Here is an 18,456-nt window from a genome sequence, read left to right on the forward strand (position 1 = left end):
CTGAGCGGCAAGCCGCGTGCCCGCGCCACGGCATGCGCCTTGCGGCCCTGCGCGATCCGTTCCACGCCAGGATCCCTTCGCCATGGATGCAAACCAGCAGGCCGCCAGCGCGCGCCGTGAAGTCAACCGCACCATCCTGAGCGCCCTGTGGCGCTACCGGGGCCGCACGGCGGCCGCGGTGGCGCTGCTGGTGACGGCCAAGCTGCTGATGGTGGCCGTGCCGGCGGTGCTCAAGCGCATCGTCGACCTGCTCAGCGCCCCGGGCATGCTGGCGCTGCCGGTGTTCCTGTTGCTGGGCTACGCACTGTTGCGCTTCGCGGGCAGCCTGTTCACCGAGCTGCGCGACCTGATCTTCGTCAGGGTGACGCAGGCGACCGTGGCCGATTTCACCTTGCGCATGTTCGCGCATCTGCAAAGCCTCGGCGCGCGCTTCCATGCGGCGCGCCAGACCGGCGCGCTGGCGCGCGACGTGGAGCGCGGCACCACCGGGGTGGGCTTCCTGCTGGGCACGGCGCTGTTCACCCTGTTGCCCACGCTGGTGGAGATCATCTCGGTGGTGGTGATCCTGACCGCCGGGTACAGCCTGTGGTTCGCGTTCATCGTGGCGGTGACGTTTTCCGCCTATGCGGTGTATACGGTGTTGCTGACCGAGCGCCGCACCGTCCTGCAACGCGCGCTCAACGAACTGGATTCGCGCGCCAGCGCCCGTCTGGTGGACAGCCTGCTCAACTACGAGGCGGTCAAGCAATACGCCAACGAAGCGTTGGAAAACGAACGGCTGGGGCAGGTGATGCACCGCTGGGTCGGCGTAGGGGTGGACAACCAGCGCTCGCTGTCGCGCCTGCATATCGGCCAGGCGGGCATCATCGCCTGCGGCGTGGCGGCCGTCATGCTGCTGGCGGGCCAGCAGGTGACCAGCCGCGCCATGACGGTGGGCGACCTGGTGCTGGTCAATGCCTACATCATCCAGATCTGCCTGCCGTTGAGCACCCTGGGCCTGATCTTTCGCCAGGCCAAGGAAGCGTTCATCAACGCCGAACGGATCTGCGGGCTGCTGTTGCTGCGTCCCGAAGTGGCCGATTCGCGCGACATGCCGCCCTTGCGCGTGGCCGGCGGCGAGGTGCGCTTCGAGCGGATCGATTTCGGCTACGAGCCGGGCCGGCGGATTCTCTGGGACGTGGATTTCACCATACCGGCCGGGGCCACCGTGGCGGTGGTCGGCGGCAGCGGTTCGGGCAAGTCCACGCTGGCGCGCCTGCTGTTTCGGTTCTACGACCCGGACAGCGGCCGCGTGCTGTTCGACGGCCAGGACTTGCGCACGGTCGAGCAGGGCAGCCTGCGGCGCTCACTGGGCATCGTGCCGCAGGATACGCTGCTGTTCAACGACACGATTGCCTACAACATTGGGTACAGCATGCCGCAGGCCTCGCGCGAGCAGATCGTGCAGGCCGCGCGCGGCGCGCGCGTGCATGAGTTCATCGAAAGCCTGCCGGCCGGCTACGACACCATGGTCGGCGAGCGGGGCGTGAAGCTGTCCGGCGGCGAACGCCAACGCATCGCGATTGCGCGCGCGTTGCTGAAGAATCCGCCCGTGCTGGTCTTCGATGAGGCCACCTCGGCCCTGGATACGCGCACCGAACGGGCCATCCAGGCGGAACTGGAGCGCATTTCCCGCGGACGCACGACGCTGGTGATCGCGCACCGCCTTTCGACCATCGTCAACGCCGACCGCATCCTGGTGCTGGACCACGGGCGCATCGTGGAGAGCGGCGAGCACCAGGCGCTGCTGGCGGCCGACGGCCTGTATGCGCAGATGTGGCGCCTGCAACGCCAGCAGCACGAACTGGAGCAGGCGGGCGAGCGCGCCAGCCGCCAGCCGGTCAACCTGGTCACGCTGGTGGCGGCGGTGCTCGACGGCGCACGCGAACTGATCGACGCCAAGGGGGTGAATCTCTACACCCTGATCGGCGCGGACGCGGGCCGCATCACCGGCGATCCGGGCGAGGTGCAACAGCTGATCTGGGACCTGACCCTGCACGCCGTGGCGGTGACGCCGCCGGGCGGACGGCTGGAGCTGCGCCTCGAGCGCGACGGGCCGGTGGCGCGCCTGGTGGTCACCGACGGGCGCGCCGCGCCGGCCGACAGCCAGGCCCAGCTGCCCGACGACGACGCCCCGCCGGCGCTGCGCGCGGCCGCTGCGCTGGATCCGGCGCGCGCGGCCGCCACGGCGCAACGGCTGGGCGGGGTGTTGCGCAGTGCGCCGGCCGCCGGCGGAGGAATCAGCTGCACGCTCGAATTCGCGGTGCGCGCGCTCGATGACGCCGCGGGACAGGCCCGCGAGGTCAGCGTCGACCTGGCCGGCATGGCCATCCTGCTGGTCGACGACCAGCGCGAGGCGCGCGAGCTGGTGGGCGAGGCCTTGCGCGACCACGGCGCGCGCATCGAGGCCTTCGGCGGCGGCAGCCAGGCGCTGCAGGCCCTGGGCGAACGGCCCGCCTCGGCATGGCCGGACCTGATCATCTGCGACATTTCGCTGGGCGATATCGACGGCTATGAGCTGCTGGGCCGCGTGCGGGCCATGGAGGCCGAGCGGCAGACGTCGCTGGAGACACGGGTGCCCGCCATCGCGCTGTCCGGCCACGCCGACGCGCAGGCGCGCCTGCGGGCCCTGCTGGCGGGCTACCAGGTGCACCTGGCCAAACCGGTGGACCCGCGCGAACTGGTGGCGGCCGCGGGTTCGCTGGCGCGCGGGCCCGGCCGGCGATCTTCCACCGGTTCTTCCACCTAATTACCCGCACGTGTAAGAAGTCCACGCACCGCCGCCGCGTGGGGCCTTGCCATGGCGGTTCGAGGCGGCGTCATAGCGCGGCGCCGTGCGCACGGGCCGGGCTGGCACAGCGCTTGCGAACCTCTTCTGTCACGGGCGGGCGGTCGCGCGCCGCCGGCCCGACCCGCAACCCGCAACGCAGGAGAAGGCAAATGCGTAACGACAACCGACGCCAGCCGCCCTACGGCGACGACGACTTCGGGCCCCCGGACGAATTCGAGCGCGATTTCCGGCGCGGCGGCCGCGATGTCAGGCAAGGCAGGCCTTCGTGGCATGGCAACGACCGTCCCGAAGCCCAGGACTACAGCCGCGGCAGCGGCCGCTGGGGCGCCGAAGAAGCGGACTACGGCCGCCCGTACGGCGAACGCCCCAATCCCGGGGTGGGCGGCCGGCCGAACCGCCGCGGCCCGCAATACGAGCAGGGCGGACCTTATCCCGGCACGCGCCGCGCGCAATGGAACGAACCGATCACCAGCCGCAGCGCCGACCCGGGCCAGAGCAGCTATGGCGGGTTCCATGGCGAGGACCCGCGCTGGCAACGGCAGCAATTCCATGACGGTCCGCTGGCCGGCGATTACGGCGGCTATCACGGCGAAGGCGGCGAATGGGCCGGCCTGGCCGGCGCCGGCCACCGGGAAGGCAGCCGCCGCATCCTGCCCAAGGGCTACACCCGCTCGGACGAGCGCCTGCGCGAGGACGTCTGCGAGCGTCTGGCCCACAGCGGCCTGGATGTCAGCGACGTGTCGGTCTCGGTGACCGACGGGCAGGTGGAACTGAGCGGGACGGTGGCCCGCCGGCGCGACAAGTACGCCATCGAGAACTGCGCGGACGATTGCCTGGGCGTTGCCGACATCGACAACCGCATTCGCGTCGTCGCGCCGACGACCTCACCATGAACAAGGAGCAAGACATGGGCATCCCTCCCGAGCAGGCCCCGCAAGCCACCGCCGCCGCGGCGGGTGGCCCGACGCGCATCGTGGGCCGTGAAAAGGACAGCGCCGTCGGCCCCGGCCCGCAGATCATGGCGGCCGACACGCTGGAAGGCAACCGTGTGCTCAACCCGCAAGGCGAGCACCTCGGCACGGTGCAGCACATCATGATCGACGTGCCGCAAGGCCGCATCGCCTATGCCGTGCTGTCGTTCGGCGGCATGCTGGGCATGGGCGACAAGCTGTTCGCGCTGCCGTGGAGCGCGCTGGTGCTGGACACCGACCAGAAATGCTTCGTGCTGGACATCGCCAAGGACCGGCTCAAGCAGGCGGGCGGCTTCGACAAGAACGACTGGCCGGGGATGGCGGACAAGCGCTGGGCCGAGGAGCTGTACGACTACTACGACCAGCCGCCGTACTGGTAGGCCATGGCCAAGCCGGCGTGGCATGGACACGCCGGCCACCTTCAATCATCGGAGCACAAAAATGAGGCATATCGCCATCGTCAGCGAGCACGCGTCGCCGCTGGCCCGCCCCGGCAGTATCGACAGCGGCGGACAGAACATCTACGTTGCGCAGACGGCGCGCCAGTTTGCCGCCATGGGTCACCAGGTGGATATCTATACGCGGCGCGACAGCGCGACGCTGCCCTCGATGGTGCAATGGGCGCCCGGCGTGCGGGTGATCCACGTACCCGCCGGCCCGGCCCACTACCTGCCCAAGGAAGACCTGCTGCCGCACATGCCGGCATTCGAGGCATTCCTGATGCGCGCCTTTGGCGAACACCGCCCGTCGTACGACGTGGTGCACGCCAATTTCTTCATGTCGGCCATGGCCAGCCTGCCGGCGGCGCACCGCTACGGCGTACCGGTGGCGGTCACCTTCCATGCGCTGGGACGGGTGCGGCGGCGCCATCAGCAAGAGGCCGACCTGTTTCCCGATGAGCGCTTCGAGATCGAGGACGACGTGGTGCGCCAGGCCGACCGCATCATCGCCGAGTGCCCGCAGGACCGCGACGACCTGATGGAGTTGTATGGCGCCGATCCGCGCCGCATCGAGGTGGTGCCTTGCGGTTTCGACGCCGCCGAAATGCAGTGCGTCGACCAGGACGTGGCGCGGGCCGAGCTGGATTGGGGCGGCGGATCGGCGTTTCGCATCCTGCAGCTGGGCCGCATCGTGCCGCGCAAGGGCATCGATAACGTGATCCGCGCGCTGGCGCGCCTGCGCAGCCGCCATGGCGTGGATGCGCGGCTGTGCGTGGTCGGCGGCAACGATCCGGTGCCGCGCGACGAAGGCACGCCCGAACTGGCCAGGCTGCGCCGCATCGTGGCGCAGGAGCGGCTCGAACCCTATGTGCAGTTCACCGGCCGGCGCGACCGCGAACAGCTGTGCAGGTACTACTGCGCCTGCGATGTGTTCGTGACCACGCCCTGGTATGAACCGTTCGGCATTACGCCGGTGGAGGCGATGGCCTGCGGCCGCCCGGTGGTCGGGTCGAACACTGGGGGCATCCGCACCACGGTGCTGGACGGCAAGACGGGTTATCTGGTCCCCGCGCGCGATGCCGACGCGCTGGCCAGCCGGCTGGCGCAGTTGGCGCGCGACCGGCAGCTGTGCCGCGACATGGGACTGGCCGGCCAGCGGCGCGCCCGGCGGCTGTTCACCTGGGAAAAGGTGGCGGCGCAGTTGCTGCGCGTCTACGACCGGCTGGGTACCGCCAGCGTCCAGGCGCAGCCCGCGCACGCGGCGCGCGCCACCGCATTGTGAGGAATCCGCTCATGCATGAATTCGAAACCCTCGAGGGACGCGTGGTGCTGGTAACCGGCGGCGCCAGCGGCCTGGGCGCGGCGATGTGCCGCATGCTGGGGCAGGAGGGCGCCTGCGTGGCCGTGGCCGACCTGCGCGCCCAGGGCGCGCAGGACATGGCGCGCGAGATCGAAGCCGATGGCGGGCGCGCCTGCGCCCTGGCCATGGACGTGGGCTATCCGGCGGCGGTGGGCGCGGCGCTGGACCAGGCCATCGCGCGCTACGGCAAGCTGGACGCCGTGGTCAATAACGCCGGCATCGACGTCACGGCCTCGCTGGCCGATCTCGATATCGCCGATTGGGAGCGCGTCATGCGCACCAACCTGACCGGACCGTTCGTGCTTGCCAAGCTGGCGCGCGAACGGCTCTCGCCCGGCGGCCACATCGTCAACGTCGCCTCGACCGCGGCGCGCCGCGCCTGGCCCAATGCCTGCGCCTACCACGCCAGCAAATGGGGCCTGCTGGGCCTGTCGCACGCGCTGCATGCCGAATTGCGCGCCGCCGGGCTGAAGGTCAGCGCCATTATCGCGGGCGGCATGCGCACGCCTTTCCTGCTGGACCGCTTTCCCGATATCGACACCGGCACGCTGCAGGATCCCGCCAACGTGGCGCGGGCGCTGCGTTTCGTGCTGACCCAGCCGCCGGAGACCGTCGTGCCGGAGGTCATGGTCCTGCCCATCAAGGAAACCTCATGGCCCTGACGCCGGCGGTGTTTCTCGACAAGGACGGCACGCTGCTGGAGGACGTGCCGTACAACGTCGCCCCGGAGCACATGCGGCTGGCGCGCGGCGCCCGTGAAGGGCTGCGCATGCTGGGCCGGCTGGGCCTGCCTCTGATCGTGGTCAGCAACCAGCCCGGGGTGGCGCTCGGCCATTTCGACACGGCGTGCATCGCCCCGATGGCGGCGCGGCTGTCGACGCTGTGCGAGCAGGCCGGCGCGCCGCTGAGCGGCTTCTATTGGTGTCCGCACCATCCGCAGGGCAGGATCGCCGCCTACGCGCGGCGCTGCGCGTGCCGCAAGCCCGCGCCCGGCATGCTGCTGCGCGCGGCGCGCGAGCACGGCCTGGATCTGCGGCGCTCGTGGATGGTGGGCGATATCCTGGACGACATCGAGGCCGGCCATCGCGCCGGCTGCCGCAGCGTGCTGCTGGACAATGGCGGCGAAACCCTGTGGCAGGCCGGGGCGCAGCGCACCCCGACCCAGTGCGTGCCGGACCTGGCCGCGGCGGCGGCGGCGATCGTCGCCACGTTGCGCGCCGAAGGGATGGCGGCCGCATGAACCGCGCCCAGCCCTGGCGCCAGGCGCGCCGCATTCTTTGCGTCCGGCTGGATAACCTGGGCGACCTACTGATGACGACGCCGGCCCTGCGGGCGTTGCGCGACAGCGGTCCGCCCGCCCGCACGCTGACGCTGCTGGGCTCGCCGGCGGGCGCGGCGCTGGCGCCGCATATCGACGAGATCGATGAGGTGGTCGAACATCGGGCGGCCTGGGTGCGCAACGCGCGCGCGGACGACACGGCCGAGCTGGCGGCGCGACTGCGCGCGGCGCGCCATGACGCGGCGGTCATATTCACGGTCTACACGCAAAGCCCGCTGCCTGCCGCCATGCTGTGCCGCCTGGCCGGCATTCCTCTGGTCCTGGCGCATTGCCGCGAGAACCCCTATGCGCTGCTGTCGGACTGGGTGCCAGATGCCGACGCGCGGGCCGTCTCGCCCGATGCGGTGCGCCACGAAGTGCGGCGCCAGCTGGACCTGGTGGCGGCGGTGGGCGCGCATACCCGCGACGAGCGCCTGTCGTTTCGCGTGCGCGAAGCCGATCGCGCCAGCCTGTTCCGCCGTCTGCATGTGCTGGGCGTGAGCGAGGAGGGCGGCTGGATCGCCGTGCATGCCGGCGCCAGCGCGGCGTCGCGCCGCTATCCCGCCGAGTTGCTGGCCCAGGCGCTGGTCGCGCTGCGCGGATCCGGACGCCGCCTGCTGATGCTGGGCGGCGAGGCCTCGCCCGGCGTGCGCCAGGCCCTGGCGGCCACCCCGGCGGCGGTGCCCGGCATGGCCTGGCTGGACGACCTGAGCCTGGGCGAGCTGGCGGCCGCCATCGAGCGCGCCGGCGTGCTGATCTGCAACAACAGCGGGCCGGCCCACGTGGCGGCCGCGCTTGGCGTGCCGGTGGCCGACCTGTACGCGCTGACCAACCCGCAGCATGCGCCATGGCTTACGCCGCACAAGCTGCTTTATCAGGACGTGCCGTGCAGGTATTGCCTGCGCAGCGTCTGCCCGCAAGGCCACCATGCCTGCCTGGCGGGCGTGCCGCCAGCGCGCGTGGCGCGGGCCGCGCAAGACTTGCTGGCCGGCGCAAACTAGGAGGTTCTGCCATGCACACCCTGGGAATCAACGCGGCATTTCACGACTGCTCGGCGGCACTGGTCCGCGATGGCGTCGTCGTCGCCGCGGCCGAAGAAGAACGCTTTACCCGTATCAAGCACGGCAAGCGTCCCGTGCCGTTCACGGCCTGGCAACTGCCTTTCCATGCGATCGACTACTGCCTGGCGCAGGCCGGCATCGCGCTGCGCGACGTCGACCACGTCGTCTACGCCTTTACGCCCGCGCTGTTGCCGCACGGCTCGGTGGCCGAGGACGGCATCCGGCTGCCTCTGGAACCGAGTCGCGCCGGTGCTGCCGAGGGCGAGGATTCGCCTTGGGGACCGTTGTTCCTGTCCTATGTGATCAATGCGCCGCGCCAGTTGCTCGACGGGGCGCCGCATCACCTGAAGGCGCGCTTCGAAGGCCTGGCGCTGGACGCGCTGATGCAGCGCTGGGTGTACCTGGACCATCACCTGTCGCATGAGGCCAGCGCCTTCCTGGCCGCGCCGTACCGCGACGCCGCGGTGCTGACCATCGACGGGCGCGGCGAAGATACCACGACCAGCTTCGGCCTGTTTCGCGATGGCGAGTACGCCCACCTGAAACAGATCGGCATGCCGCATTCGCTCGGCTTGCTCTACGAGGCGGTCACCACCTATCTGGGTTTCCTGCATTCGTCCGACGAGTACAAGGTGATGGCACTGGCCTCGTACGGCCAGCCCGAGTACCGCGACCCGTTCCGCGCCATGGTGCCGCTGGACGAGGAGGGCGGGTATCGCGTGGAGATGGCGGACCTGGCCGAGCTGTTCGGCCCGCCGCGGCAACGGGGCGCGCCGTTCGAGGCGCGCCACAAGCATATCGCGCGCTCGCTGCAGGATGTGGTCGAGGAAACCGCGCTGCATATGGCGCGCTGGCTGCGTGCGCGCACCGGGGCGCGCAATCTGGCCCTGGCGGGCGGCGTGGCGTTGAACTGCGTGATGAACGCGCGCCTGGCGCGCGACAGCGGTTTCGAGAGCATCTGGGTCCAGCCGGCCGCCGGCGATGCCGGTACCGCGCTGGGCGCGGCGCTGTACACCGACTTCCACCGTCGCGGCGGCCAGCGCCGCTGGGTGATGGAACACGCCTATCTGGGGCCGGAGTACGGCGAAGACGAGATCGAGCGCCTGCTCGACGGCGCGCGGCTGAGCTACCGCCGGCTGGACGACGTGGCCGGCGAAACCGCCGACCTGCTGGCGCAGGAGAAAATCATAGGATGGTTCCAGGGCCGCATGGAGTTCGGCCCGCGCGCGCTGGGCGCGCGCTCCATCCTGGCGTCGCCGCGCGACAGCGCCATGCAGGCGCGCCTGAACGGGCTGAAGGACCGCGAGGATTTCCGCCCGGTCGCGCCCGTGGTGATGGAAGAGCGCGCCCACGAGTGGTTCGACGCGCGCGGCGCGCAGCCTTTGTGCGCGCCCTTCATGCTGTTTGTCTATGACGTGTTGCCACACCAGGCGACCCGCATCCCGGCGGTGCGCCACATCGACGGCACGGCGCGGGTGCAGACGGTGCGGCGCGACCAGCATCCGCTGTACTACGATCTGCTGGCTGCCTTCGAGCGGCGCACTGGCATCCCGGTGCTGGTCAATACCTCGTTCAATACCCGCGGCGAGCCCGTGGTGTGCACGCCGCGCGATGCGCTGGAGAGCTTCTGGACCACGCCGCTCGATGCGCTGGTGATTGGCCCCTTCCTAGTGGAGAAGCCCCGATGAACCTGCGCGCCTCGGTCGTGATTCCCACCTTCAGGCGCGCAGCCTTGCTGCAGCGCTGCCTGCTTGCGGTGCTGCGCCAGCGCCTGCCGCCCTCGGCATACGAGATCATCGTGTGCGACGACGCGGCCAGCGAAGCGACGAGGCGCCAGGTCGAGGCGCTGGCCGACAGGCATCCCGGCGGGCCTGCATTGCGCTACGTCGCGGTGCGCGGTACGCGCGGGCCGGCGGGCGCGCGCAATGCAGGCTGGCAAAGCGCGCGCGCCCCGGTGATCGCCTTCACCGACGACGATACCATCGCCGATCCGGACTGGCTGGCCGAGGGCCTGGCCGCCCTGGACCCGGGCACGGATGCGGTGGCCGGCACTATCGACGTTCCGTTGGGCCCGCTCCCGACCGATTACGAGCGCGACCAGGCCGGCCTGGCGCGCGCCGAATTCGCCACCGCAAACTGCTTCGTGCGGCGCGACGCCTTGCAGCGCACCGGTGGCTTCGATCCGCGTTACCGCATGGCGTGGCGAGAGGACTCGGACCTGCATTTCGCGCTGCTGGAGGCTGGCTGCGCGGTCCGGCGCGCGCCGCGCGCGCGGGTGCTGCATCCGGTACGCCCGGCGCCGTTCGCCGCCGGCCTGCGCATGCAGAAGAAGGTCATGTTCGACACCTTGCTCTACGGCAAGTACCCGCGCCTGTACCGCGAGCGCGTGCGGCGCGGACCGCCGTGGTTCTATCTGGCGGCGACCCTGGCGCTGGCGGCGGCCATCGTGCTGGCGCTGGCGGGCCTGTGGCGGCCGGCCGGCACCGCCGTGCTGGCGTGGCTGGCGCTGACGCTGTGGTTCTTCGGGCGGCGCCTGCGCGCGGTTTCGCGCGCGCCGGCGCACGTGGCCGAATTGCTGCTCACCTCCTGCCTGATCCCGCCGCTGTCGATCGCCTGGCGGCTGGTGGGCGCCTGGCACTACGGGCCGAGGCTGCCATGAGCACGCTGCTGCTGCGCCAACCGGGCATCGAGCGCATCCTGGTGTTCCGCGCCCTGCAGTTGGGCGACATGCTGTGCGCCACCCCGGCGCTGCGCGCGCTGCGGCAGGCGTTTCCGCGCGCGCATATCGCATGGGCGGGCCTGCCGGGCAGCCAGGCGCTGGCGCGTCGCCTGCGCGCCTATGTGGACGCCTTCCTGGAATTTCCCGGGCTGGCCGCGTTTCCCGAGCAGGCCGCGCGCGAGCAGGCGCTGCCGGATTTTTTCCGCCAGGCGCGGCGCGGCCGCTATGACGTGGCGCTGCAGATGCACGGCAGCGGTGCGCAATCGAACGCCATCGTGGCGCAATGCGGGGCCCGCCATTGGGGAGGATTCGTGCCGGGTCCGGTGCAGCAGCAGACGGGGCGCTGGCTGGCCTGGCCGCGCCACGAACCCGAACCGCAACGCTACCTGAGCCTGCTGCGCCATCTGGGTATCGCGGCCCACGATGCGACGCTGGAGCTGCCGCTGCAAACCCGCGACCATCGTGAAGCCGAGGCGTTGGCGCGCAGCCTGGGATTGCATCCGGAGCGAGCGATACTGGTGCACCCGGGAGCGCGCCTGCGCTCGCGGCGCTGGCCGGCCGAGCGTTTCGGGGCGGTGGCGCGCGCGCTACGCGAGCGCGGCTGGCAGGTGGCGGTGACCGGCACGCCGGACGAGGCGCCGCTGTGTGCCGTGGTGCGGCGAATGGCGCCGGACACGCTGGACCTGTGCGGCCGCACCACGCTGGGCGGCATGGCGGCGCTGGCCGCGCGCTGCCGCCTGGTCGTCTGCAACGATACCGGCATGTCGCATATCGCCGCGGCGGTGCGCTGTCCGAGCGTGGTGATCGCCTCTGGCAGCGACCCCTTGCGCTGGGCGCCGGCCAACCGCGCGCTGCACACGGTGCTGGCCACGCCGGTGCCGTGCCGACCCTGCGCGTATGAGGACTGTCCAATCGGCCATCCCTGCGCGCTTGGCGTGGCGACACAGGCCGTGCTCGAACAGGCCTTGCGGCGCCTGCCGGGAGGGCCGGACCATGGCTGAGCGGCGACCGTTACGCATTCTTACCTGGCACGTGCATGGCAACTATCTGTACGCACTGACGCAGGTGCCGCATGTTTTCGTGGTGCCATACCGCGACGACGCACGGCCCGGCTACCAGCCGCTGGGGCCGGCCATTCCCTGGGGCGCCAATATCCGCCGCGTTCCCGCCGCGCAACTGGCCGACGAACCGCTGGACGGCGTGCTGTACCAGTCGCGGCAGAACCTGGAGGACGCGCGGACGCTGCTGTCGGCCGCGCAGCGACGCCTGCCGCGCGCCTACGTCGAACACAACCCGCCCGAGCCGCATCCCACCGATACGTGGCACCCGTTCCAGGACGAGGGCGGCATGCTGGTGCATGTCACGCGCTACAACGCGGAAATGTGGCGCAGCCCGCTGGGGCAGCGCACCTGCGTGATCGAGCATGGCGTACCCGATCCCGGGCCGCTGTACCGCGGTGAACTGGCGCGCGGAATCGTGGTGGTGAACCATCTCGCGCGGCGCGGCCGCCGCGTCGGCGCGGACCTGTTCGAGGCGGTACGCCGCGAGGCGCCGCTGGACTTGATAGGCATGGGCTCGCAGGAGCTGGGAGGCCAGGGCGAGGTACCCAATATGGAAGTGGCGGCTTGCATGGCGCGCTATCGCCTGTTCTTCAGCCCCGTGCGCTACGCCAGCCTGGGCCTGTCCCTGGTGGAGGCCCTGCTGGCCGGCGTGCCGGTGGTGGGATATGCCGCGACCGAGCTGCCATGCGTCATTGAATCGGGGCGCACCGGCTATGTGGATACCCATCGCGGCCGGCTGGCCGAGGTCGTGCGCCAACTGTGCGCCGATCCGGCGCTGGCCCGGCAATGGGGCGAGGCAGGGCGCGCGATGGCGCGCCGCCGATTCGGCATCGAGCGCTTCGTGCGCGACTGGCTGTCGCTCTGGGCGACGCTGACGGAGGAATGATGAAAGACTACAGCTATCCCGCAATGCGCATCATGGTGGCCGGCGGGGCCGGCTTTCTCGGTTCGCACCTGTGTCGCGCCCTGCTCGGCGCCGGCCACGAGGTGGTGTGCGTGGACAACTTCGCCACCGGCCGGCGCGAGAATATCGCCGACATGGCGGCGCACGCGCGCTTCAGCGTGCTGCGCCACGATATCGCCGACCCCCTGGTCGCGCAGGTCGATCGCATCTACAACCTGGCCTGCCCGGCCTCGCCGCGGCACTACCAGGCCGATCCCGTCGGCACGGTGCGCACCTGCGTGCAGGGCACGCACCGCCTGCTGGAGCTGGCCGAACACTGCGGCGCGCGACTGCTGCAGGCGTCCACCAGCGAGGTCTACGGCGACGCGCGCGAACACCCGCAGCGCGAAAGCTATTGGGGCCACGTCAATCCGGTGGGGCCGCGCGCCTGCTACGACGAAGGCAAGCGGTGCGCCGAGACCCTGTGCGCCGAGTACGGGCGCCGCCACCCCGGCAGCGTGCGGGTGGCGCGCATCTTCAACACCTACGGACCGATGATGGCGCCAGGCGATGGGCGGGTGGTGTGCAACTTCATCGTGCAGGCGCTGGCCGGCCAGCCGCTCACCGTCTACGGGCGAGGCGAGCAGACCCGCTCGTTCTGCTATGTCAGCGACCTGATCGCGGGGCTGAGTTGCCTGATGGAAAGCGACGCCGACCCGGGGCCGGTGAACCTGGGCAATCCCGAGGAACGCACCGTGCTGCAGGTGGCCGAGGCCGTGCGCGCGTTGACGGGTTCGCGCTCGGCGGTGCAGTTCGGCCCCCTGCCGGTGGACGATCCGGTGCGGCGCTGCCCGGACATCTCGCTGGCGCGCGCCCAGCTGGGTTGGCAGCCGCACACGCCGTTCGAGGAAGGGCTGGCGCGCACCATCGCTTTTTTCCAGGGCCGCGCCGCGGCGCGCCCGCTCAGCCGTGCCGACGCAGTGCACTGATGTTGCCGTCGGGCTCCATGTAGGCGCGGTGCACGTCGTCCAGGCTGTCGTAGCCTTTCAGGCGCAGTTCGCTCATCAGCTCGTCCTCGGTGATGTACTCGCGGCGCATGTTGCGCCGCTGCAGCTCGCCGTCGCGCACCAGGCAGACGGTGGAGGGCGCCAGCAGGCGGCCCTCCGACGGCAGGAAATAGCTGGCGCGGTCGATCGCCACCGTCCAGCCCACGATGGTCAGCAGCAGGATGGCGCCGTCGGTGACGGATTTGTACTCGCCCGCCATGGCGTTCTGCGCCGCGTCGGCGATCAGTACCAGCACCAGCATGTCGGCCACGCCCAGCGAGCCGATGTCGCGCCGGCCCGCCAGCCGCAGCAGCGCCAGCAGGAACCAGTAGATCAGGGAACCGCGCAAGAACAACTCCAGGGGTGGCACGGTCAGCTCGAACATGCCGTTCCAGTCCACGTCCATGATGCGCTCCTGCCCAGGCCAGGGGGAAAAGTGAATTTTTTACACGCGGGGTCACGCTTTGTCCGGCTCCCCGCCATTGCGCACGGGGTCGGGGCGACGGTGCGAAACGCCGGCGCGGTCGGCGTCGGTCTGCTCGTCGGGCGCGATATCGGCGCCGTCGGGAGGCTGGCGGTCGTACTCGACGTCGGGACGCTCGCCGGTGCCGCTGGCGTCGCTATCCGTATCGGCGGCGGCCTCGGGCAGGTCGCTGGCGGAGTCCGACGAGTCGCTGGGACCCAGGCCGGGGCGGGGGCCGGCCTCGGGAGGGGAAACAGGCCAGAGCGAACGCTTGGACACGATGACTCTCCGGAAATGGTGGCGCCCTGTGCCCCGCAAGCGGCGTGCCCGGGAACCGCAGGCATGGGCACGCCGCTTGCGGCCCGCCCCTGCGTTCAGGAGCAGCGATCATGTTCGACCATTGCCCATACACTTTCGACCGCGCGTTGCCTTGCATTCCGAAGCCCGCCTGCGCGCCTTGCCTCGTTGCAGCGCGTGCGCCGTGTCCAGGGGCGGCGCCGGCGCAGCGCCACTGATGCGCGCGGGTTGCGTGATGGACCAGCGCCTGCTGGTGGTGTCCCCGCATTTCGACGATGCCGTGCTCAGCTGCGGCGGACTGCTGGCGGCCACGCCGGGCGCCATGGTGCTGACCGTGTTCTCTGGCGTGCCCAGCGTCGCCGCCGCCTTGCCCGATTGGGACAGGCGCTGCGGCTTCGAGCGCGCCGACCAGGCCATGCAGGCGCGCCAGGCCGAGGACCGCGACGCCCTGACCCAGCTGGGCGCATCGGGGCTGGGGCTGGGGCTGCTCGACAGCCAGTACCCGGGCAGCGAGGCGATGCTGGCGCGCTTGCCTTCGGTGCTGGCGGCCGCCGTCCAGTCGGTACGGCCCGGCGCCTTGCTGATTCCGCTGGGCCTGTTCCATGAAGACCACGTACGGGTGGCCGATGCCGCGCTGGCGGTACGCGGACTGTTCGATGGCTGCGACTGGCTGGCTTACGAAGAGGCCTTGTACCGGCGCAAGCGTGGCGCCGTGCAGGCGCGCCTGACCCAGCTGCATGGGCGCAATGTATACGCCACCCCGGTGGCGCTGCCGGGCGATGCCCGCGATGCCAGCAAGACGCGCGCGGTGGCCGCCTACCGCAGCCAGCTGGACGCCCTGGGCGTGGTGCCGGGGCAGGGCGATGACGCCGCGCCGGAACGCTACTGGCGCCTGAGCTGGCCGGGCGCTGCCTTGCCATGAGCGCGTCGGTTTCGGTGGTTCTGCTGACCTACAACCGGCGCACCGAGGCGCTGGCCACGCTGCGCTGCCTGCGGCGCGCCATCGGCGCGACGCCGCTGATCGTGGTGGACAACGCCAGCAGCGACGGCACCGACGTGGCGGTGCGGCAGGCCGATCCGGACTGCGTGCTGGTGCGCGCGCCGCGCAACCTGGGTGCGGCAGGGCGCAACCTGGGCACGTGCTGGGTACGCACGCCGTACGTCGCGTTCAGCGACGACGACACCTGCTGGGAGGCCGGCGCGCTGCAACGCGCCGTGGCCATCCTGGATGCCCATCCCGAAGTGGCGGTGCTCAACGCGCGCATCCTGGTCGGCGGCGCCGCGACGCTGGATCCGACTTGCGCGCGGATGGCCGCCAGCCCGTTGCCGCTCATTCCCGGCGCGGGGCCGCAGCTGACCGGTTTCATGGCCGGGGCCTGCGTGATGCGCGCGCAGGCGTTCCGGCAGGCCGGCGGTTACTGGGCGCCGCTGTTCATCGGCGGCGAGGAACGCCTGCTGGCGCTGGACCTGCTGCAGGCCGGCTGGCGCATCGTCTATGCGCCGCAAGTGGTGACACGCCACCATCCGTCGCCGCTGCGCGATAGCGCGTTGCGGCGGCGGCTGCTGGCCCGCAATGCCATCTGGACGGCCTGGTTGCGCCTGCCCGTGGGCGCGGCGCTGCGCGAGACGTGGCGCGTACTGCGGGCGGCCGCCGGCCGCGAGCGCTGGGCGGTAGCCGGCGCGGCCCTGGGCGGCTGGCGCCTGCTGGCGGCCGGACGCCGCCCCGTCGGCGTGCGGGTACGCCGCTTGCTGGCCACGCAGGCAACGCAACAGGAGGACGGACCATGTCGATGATCGTCGCCGCCCGTTTCATGACTTTCGATGCCGCCGCGGCCGCCGCCGGGCGCTTGCAGGCGGCAGGTATTTCGCAGGAAGATATCCATACGTTCTACGTCAACAGCGCCGGCGCGCACGACCGCTACCCATTGGGCGGCGACCAGCGCGCCGACCCCGACGCCGGGCCGGCGCAGTACGGCGCCATTACCGGCGCCGCGGTGGGCGGGCTGGCGCTGGGCGCGATCGCCGGCGTGGTGGCCAGCGTCCTGGCGGCCACTGCGCTGGCGCTGGTGGCCGCGGTGGGCGTGGGCGCCTATGTGGGCGCGCTGTTCGGCGCGCTGTGGGTGGCCGGGCGCGGCCGCCGGCCGATGCGGCCGACCACGGCCGCCCCGGCTTCCAGCCCGCCCGGCGCCGACGCACATGCGCCGGTGCGTCATGCCGGCGTCATGCTGGCCCTGCACGTGGACGGCGCGCAGGCCGAACGGGCGCTGGCCGTTTTGCGCGAGGCCGGCGGCCTGGATCTCGAACGCGCCCAAGGGCGCTGGGTGGACGGCAAATGGGAAGACTTCGACCCCTTGCAACCGCCGCAATTGGCGGCCGGCGGCTAAGCCCGGCCGCCCGTTGGCTGGCCGGCCTGCTGTGCCTGTGGATATGGGCGGCGCAGGCAAGCCCGGCGGCCGACGAGGCATGGCTGCGGCGCGCGGCGCAACTGGCGCAGACCTCGGCGCAAGCCGCCGCGTTGGCGCGCCAACACGGCGCCAGCGGCGAAGTCCAGGCCTATGCGCGCCAGGCGGCCGCCCGGCTGCAAGACCTGGGGCGCGAACTGGCCGACGTGGCGCACGCGCAGGAAGTGACGCTGCCGGCCGGCCCCGACGCGACGCAACGCACCCATTTGCAGGAACTGGCGCAGCAGCGCGACGCCGCCTTCGATCGCGTCTATCTGCACTGGGCCGGCGTGGCCCTGGGCGAGGAAACGCTGAAGCACTACCGGCAGGCGGCCGACGCGGCGCAAGCGGCGCCGGTCCGGGAGTTCGCCGCGCATGCGGTGCCCATGCTGCAGGATCTGCTGCGGGAGGCCGAACGGCTGGCGCAGCCGCCGCCGCAGGCCGAACCGCGCAAGCTGCCGCCCGGGGGGCCGGGCGAGCCCGCGACCACTTCGCCGGCTTCGCCGCGCGCGCCGCCCTCCATCGACGCCACGCGCCCCGGCCGCTAGCGGCCTTACTCGCCCGGCGTGCCCGTGACCGGCAGCACGATGCCCGTGATGTAGCTGGCGCACGCCGGGCTGGCCAGGAACACGTAGGCCGGCGACAGTTCCTCGGGCTGGGCGGGGCGCTTGAGCGCGGTCTTGGCGCCGAAGTCCTTGATCTGTCCGGGCGCCTGGTCGGCGGGGTTGAGCGGGGTCCACACCGGTCCGGGCGCCACCGCGTTGACGCGGATGCCGCGCTCGGCCACATTGGCCGCCAGCGACCAGGTGAAGGCATGGATCGCGCCCTTGGTGCTGGAGTAGTCCAGCAGTTCGGGATGGCCGCGCAGGCCGGTTACCGAGCCGGTGTTGACGATGCTGGCGCCTTCCTTCAAATGGGGCAGCGCGGCGCGCGCCATGTGGAAGTAGCCGTAGATGTTGGTGCGGAAGGTTTCATCCAGGCGCTCGTCGGTGATGTCCTGCAACGACGAAGCGTGCTCCTGGTAGGCGGCGTTGTTGACCAGGATATCCAGCTTGCCGAACTCGCGCAGCGTGCGCGCGACGGCCTCCTCGCAGAAGGCGGGATCGCGCACGTCGCCGGCGATCGCCAGGCAACGCCGGCCTTCGGCCTGGACGTGGCGGGCGGTTTCCCGGGCGTCTTCGTGCTCCTGCAGGTACACGATCGCGACATCGGCGCCTTCGCGGGCATACAGCACCGCGACCGCGCGCCCGATACCGGAGTCGCCGCCGGTGACCAGCGCCGTCAGGCCTTCCAGCTTGCCGCTGCCGCGGTAGGCCGGCGCCATGAACTGCGGCTGCAGCGCCATGTCCGCTTCGTTGCCGGGTTTTGCCAAGTGCTGGCCCGGCATGGGCGGTTCGGGCTGCTCGCGCGCGCCGGTGTGCGGCGCCTCGCCTGGGGGGGCTGCAGCGGGCTTGCGCTGGTCGCGCCGGTCCTGCTCGCGCTGGATGGCGCGCTGGCGTTCGGCGGTCCGGTCGGCGGCCTGCTGATCGGATGGGGTCTTGGGCATGACAGGGCTCCTGATGCGTG

General features: G+C 71.4%; 19 protein-coding genes. 16 read left to right on the forward strand and 3 right to left on the reverse strand.

Features of this window, described 5'->3' with window-relative positions:
- The first annotated feature begins 82 nt into the window (after positions 1 to 82).
- From CAL11_RS10190 to CAL11_RS10245, 12 genes are all read left to right on the forward strand, one after another.
- Positions 83 to 2,788 (forward strand): ATP-binding cassette domain-containing protein, encoded by a 2,706-nt coding sequence (locus CAL11_RS10190; RefSeq protein WP_086092842.1) that lies wholly within the window; start codon positions 83 to 85, stop codon positions 2,786 to 2,788.
- Between the two features lie 191 nt (positions 2,789 to 2,979).
- On the forward strand, positions 2,980 to 3,723 hold the full coding sequence (locus tag CAL11_RS10195; RefSeq protein ID WP_068926089.1) for a BON domain-containing protein: 744 nt from the start codon (positions 2,980 to 2,982) through the stop codon (positions 3,721 to 3,723).
- Positions 3,724 to 3,737: 14 nt separating this feature from the next.
- Positions 3,738 to 4,181: a PRC-barrel domain-containing protein gene (locus CAL11_RS10200; protein ID WP_033466224.1), complete on the forward strand. Its 444-nt coding sequence runs from the start codon at positions 3,738 to 3,740 to the stop codon at positions 4,179 to 4,181.
- 61 nt (positions 4,182 to 4,242) lie between these two features.
- Positions 4,243 to 5,523 carry a glycosyltransferase gene (locus CAL11_RS10205; RefSeq protein ID WP_086092843.1) on the forward strand — a complete coding sequence of 427 codons (1,281 nt, stop codon included), beginning with the start codon at positions 4,243 to 4,245 and terminating at the stop codon, positions 5,521 to 5,523.
- Positions 5,524 to 5,534: 11 nt separating this feature from the next.
- Complete coding sequence (locus CAL11_RS10210; RefSeq protein WP_086092844.1) at positions 5,535 to 6,263, forward strand: SDR family oxidoreductase; 729 nt, start codon at positions 5,535 to 5,537, stop codon at positions 6,261 to 6,263.
- The gene (locus CAL11_RS10215; protein WP_086092845.1) at positions 6,254 to 6,841 is read left to right on the forward strand and encodes a D-glycero-alpha-D-manno-heptose-1,7-bisphosphate 7-phosphatase; all 588 of its coding nucleotides are present in this window, start codon (positions 6,254 to 6,256) and stop codon (positions 6,839 to 6,841) included. Before CAL11_RS10210 ends, CAL11_RS10215 begins: the two co-directional genes overlap by 10 nt.
- Complete coding sequence (locus CAL11_RS10220; protein WP_086092846.1) at positions 6,838 to 7,920, forward strand: glycosyltransferase family 9 protein; 1,083 nt, start codon at positions 6,838 to 6,840, stop codon at positions 7,918 to 7,920. The genes CAL11_RS10215 and CAL11_RS10220 overlap by 4 nt, the downstream gene beginning before the upstream one ends.
- Positions 7,921 to 7,931: 11 nt before the next feature.
- On the forward strand, positions 7,932 to 9,668 hold the full coding sequence (locus CAL11_RS10225; RefSeq protein ID WP_033470120.1) for a carbamoyltransferase family protein: 1,737 nt from the start codon (positions 7,932 to 7,934) through the stop codon (positions 9,666 to 9,668).
- Positions 9,665 to 10,639, forward strand: coding sequence for a glycosyltransferase family 2 protein (locus CAL11_RS10230; protein ID WP_086092847.1), 975 nt, complete (start codon positions 9,665 to 9,667; stop codon positions 10,637 to 10,639). The genes CAL11_RS10225 and CAL11_RS10230 overlap by 4 nt, the downstream gene beginning before the upstream one ends.
- Entirely contained in the window at positions 10,636 to 11,700 is a 1,065-nt protein-coding gene (locus tag CAL11_RS10235; protein WP_086092848.1) for a glycosyltransferase family 9 protein, read from the forward strand. The genes CAL11_RS10230 and CAL11_RS10235 overlap by 4 nt, the downstream gene beginning before the upstream one ends.
- Positions 11,693 to 12,646 carry a glycosyltransferase gene (locus tag CAL11_RS10240; protein ID WP_033470126.1) on the forward strand — a complete coding sequence of 318 codons (954 nt, stop codon included), beginning with the start codon at positions 11,693 to 11,695 and terminating at the stop codon, positions 12,644 to 12,646. The genes CAL11_RS10235 and CAL11_RS10240 overlap by 8 nt, the downstream gene beginning before the upstream one ends.
- Positions 12,646 to 13,632 carry a UDP-glucuronic acid decarboxylase family protein gene (locus CAL11_RS10245; protein ID WP_033470129.1) on the forward strand — a complete coding sequence of 329 codons (987 nt, stop codon included), beginning with the start codon at positions 12,646 to 12,648 and terminating at the stop codon, positions 13,630 to 13,632. Before CAL11_RS10240 ends, CAL11_RS10245 begins: the two co-directional genes overlap by 1 nt.
- Here CAL11_RS10245 and CAL11_RS10250 read toward each other — a convergent pair.
- Together CAL11_RS10250 and CAL11_RS10255 are read right to left on the reverse strand one after the other, a co-directional pair.
- On the reverse strand, positions 13,607 to 14,095 hold the full coding sequence (locus tag CAL11_RS10250) for a DUF421 domain-containing protein (protein ID WP_086092849.1): 489 nt from the start codon (positions 14,093 to 14,095) through the stop codon (positions 13,607 to 13,609). The genes CAL11_RS10245 and CAL11_RS10250 overlap by 26 nt on opposite strands.
- 51 nt (positions 14,096 to 14,146) lie before the next feature.
- Positions 14,147 to 14,431 carry a MatE family transporter gene (locus CAL11_RS10255; RefSeq protein WP_152553258.1) on the reverse strand — a complete coding sequence of 95 codons (285 nt, stop codon included), beginning with the start codon at positions 14,429 to 14,431 and terminating at the stop codon, positions 14,147 to 14,149.
- A gap of 235 nt (positions 14,432 to 14,666) precedes the next feature.
- Between CAL11_RS10255 and CAL11_RS10260 the strand changes: the two genes are divergently transcribed.
- Genes CAL11_RS10260 through CAL11_RS10275 form a run of 4 tightly spaced genes read left to right on the forward strand, consistent with a single transcriptional unit; the run spans position 14,667 to position 17,438 of the window.
- Entirely contained in the window at positions 14,667 to 15,371 is a 705-nt protein-coding gene (locus CAL11_RS10260) for a PIG-L deacetylase family protein (protein WP_033470131.1), read from the forward strand.
- Positions 15,368 to 16,243, forward strand: coding sequence for a glycosyltransferase family 2 protein (locus CAL11_RS10265; protein WP_033470133.1), 876 nt, complete (start codon positions 15,368 to 15,370; stop codon positions 16,241 to 16,243). The genes CAL11_RS10260 and CAL11_RS10265 overlap by 4 nt, the downstream gene beginning before the upstream one ends.
- Positions 16,234 to 16,833 (forward strand): hypothetical protein, encoded by a 600-nt coding sequence (locus CAL11_RS10270; protein ID WP_033470134.1) that lies wholly within the window; start codon positions 16,234 to 16,236, stop codon positions 16,831 to 16,833. Before CAL11_RS10265 ends, CAL11_RS10270 begins: the two co-directional genes overlap by 10 nt.
- Entirely contained in the window at positions 16,782 to 17,438 is a 657-nt protein-coding gene (locus CAL11_RS10275; RefSeq protein ID WP_233500553.1) for a DUF4142 domain-containing protein, read from the forward strand. Before CAL11_RS10270 ends, CAL11_RS10275 begins: the two co-directional genes overlap by 52 nt.
- Before the next feature lie 5 nt (positions 17,439 to 17,443).
- Here CAL11_RS10275 and CAL11_RS10280 read toward each other — a convergent pair whose 3' ends face one another.
- Complete coding sequence (locus CAL11_RS10280; RefSeq protein WP_086092851.1) at positions 17,444 to 18,436, reverse strand: SDR family oxidoreductase; 993 nt, start codon at positions 18,434 to 18,436, stop codon at positions 17,444 to 17,446.
- Between the last annotated feature and the right edge of the window lie 20 nt (positions 18,437 to 18,456).

Origin of the sequence: Bordetella genomosp. 6 (genome assembly GCF_002119705.1) — a bacterium.
Classification (GTDB): domain Bacteria; phylum Pseudomonadota; class Gammaproteobacteria; order Burkholderiales; family Burkholderiaceae_B; genus Bordetella; species Bordetella bronchiseptica_F.

Excerpts from the sequence above, each read along its gene's own strand:
- CAL11_RS10190 (WP_086092842.1), top strand. The coding sequence starts at position 83 with ATGGATGCAAACCAGCAGGCCGCCAGCGCGCGCCGTGAAGTCAACCGC.
- CAL11_RS10195 (WP_068926089.1), top strand. The coding sequence starts at position 2,980 with ATGCGTAACGACAACCGACGCCAGCCGCCCTACGGCGACGACGACTTC.
- CAL11_RS10200 (WP_033466224.1), top strand. The coding sequence starts at position 3,738 with ATGGGCATCCCTCCCGAGCAGGCCCCGCAAGCCACCGCCGCCGCGGCG.
- CAL11_RS10205 (WP_086092843.1), top strand. The coding sequence starts at position 4,243 with ATGAGGCATATCGCCATCGTCAGCGAGCACGCGTCGCCGCTGGCCCGC.
- CAL11_RS10210 (WP_086092844.1), top strand. The coding sequence starts at position 5,535 with ATGCATGAATTCGAAACCCTCGAGGGACGCGTGGTGCTGGTAACCGGC.
- CAL11_RS10215 (WP_086092845.1), top strand. The coding sequence starts at position 6,254 with ATGGCCCTGACGCCGGCGGTGTTTCTCGACAAGGACGGCACGCTGCTG.
- CAL11_RS10220 (WP_086092846.1), top strand. The coding sequence starts at position 6,838 with ATGAACCGCGCCCAGCCCTGGCGCCAGGCGCGCCGCATTCTTTGCGTC.
- CAL11_RS10225 (WP_033470120.1), top strand. The coding sequence starts at position 7,932 with ATGCACACCCTGGGAATCAACGCGGCATTTCACGACTGCTCGGCGGCA.
- CAL11_RS10230 (WP_086092847.1), top strand. The coding sequence starts at position 9,665 with ATGAACCTGCGCGCCTCGGTCGTGATTCCCACCTTCAGGCGCGCAGCC.
- CAL11_RS10235 (WP_086092848.1), top strand. The coding sequence starts at position 10,636 with ATGAGCACGCTGCTGCTGCGCCAACCGGGCATCGAGCGCATCCTGGTG.
- CAL11_RS10240 (WP_033470126.1), top strand. The coding sequence starts at position 11,693 with ATGGCTGAGCGGCGACCGTTACGCATTCTTACCTGGCACGTGCATGGC.
- CAL11_RS10245 (WP_033470129.1), top strand. The coding sequence starts at position 12,646 with ATGAAAGACTACAGCTATCCCGCAATGCGCATCATGGTGGCCGGCGGG.
- CAL11_RS10250 (WP_086092849.1), bottom strand. The coding sequence starts at position 14,095 with ATGGACGTGGACTGGAACGGCATGTTCGAGCTGACCGTGCCACCCCTG.
- CAL11_RS10260 (WP_033470131.1), top strand. The coding sequence starts at position 14,667 with ATGCGCGCGGGTTGCGTGATGGACCAGCGCCTGCTGGTGGTGTCCCCG.
- CAL11_RS10265 (WP_033470133.1), top strand. The coding sequence starts at position 15,368 with ATGAGCGCGTCGGTTTCGGTGGTTCTGCTGACCTACAACCGGCGCACC.
- CAL11_RS10270 (WP_033470134.1), top strand. The coding sequence starts at position 16,234 with ATGTCGATGATCGTCGCCGCCCGTTTCATGACTTTCGATGCCGCCGCG.
- CAL11_RS10275 (WP_233500553.1), top strand. The coding sequence starts at position 16,782 with ATGGGAAGACTTCGACCCCTTGCAACCGCCGCAATTGGCGGCCGGCGG.
- CAL11_RS10280 (WP_086092851.1), bottom strand. The coding sequence starts at position 18,436 with ATGCCCAAGACCCCATCCGATCAGCAGGCCGCCGACCGGACCGCCGAA.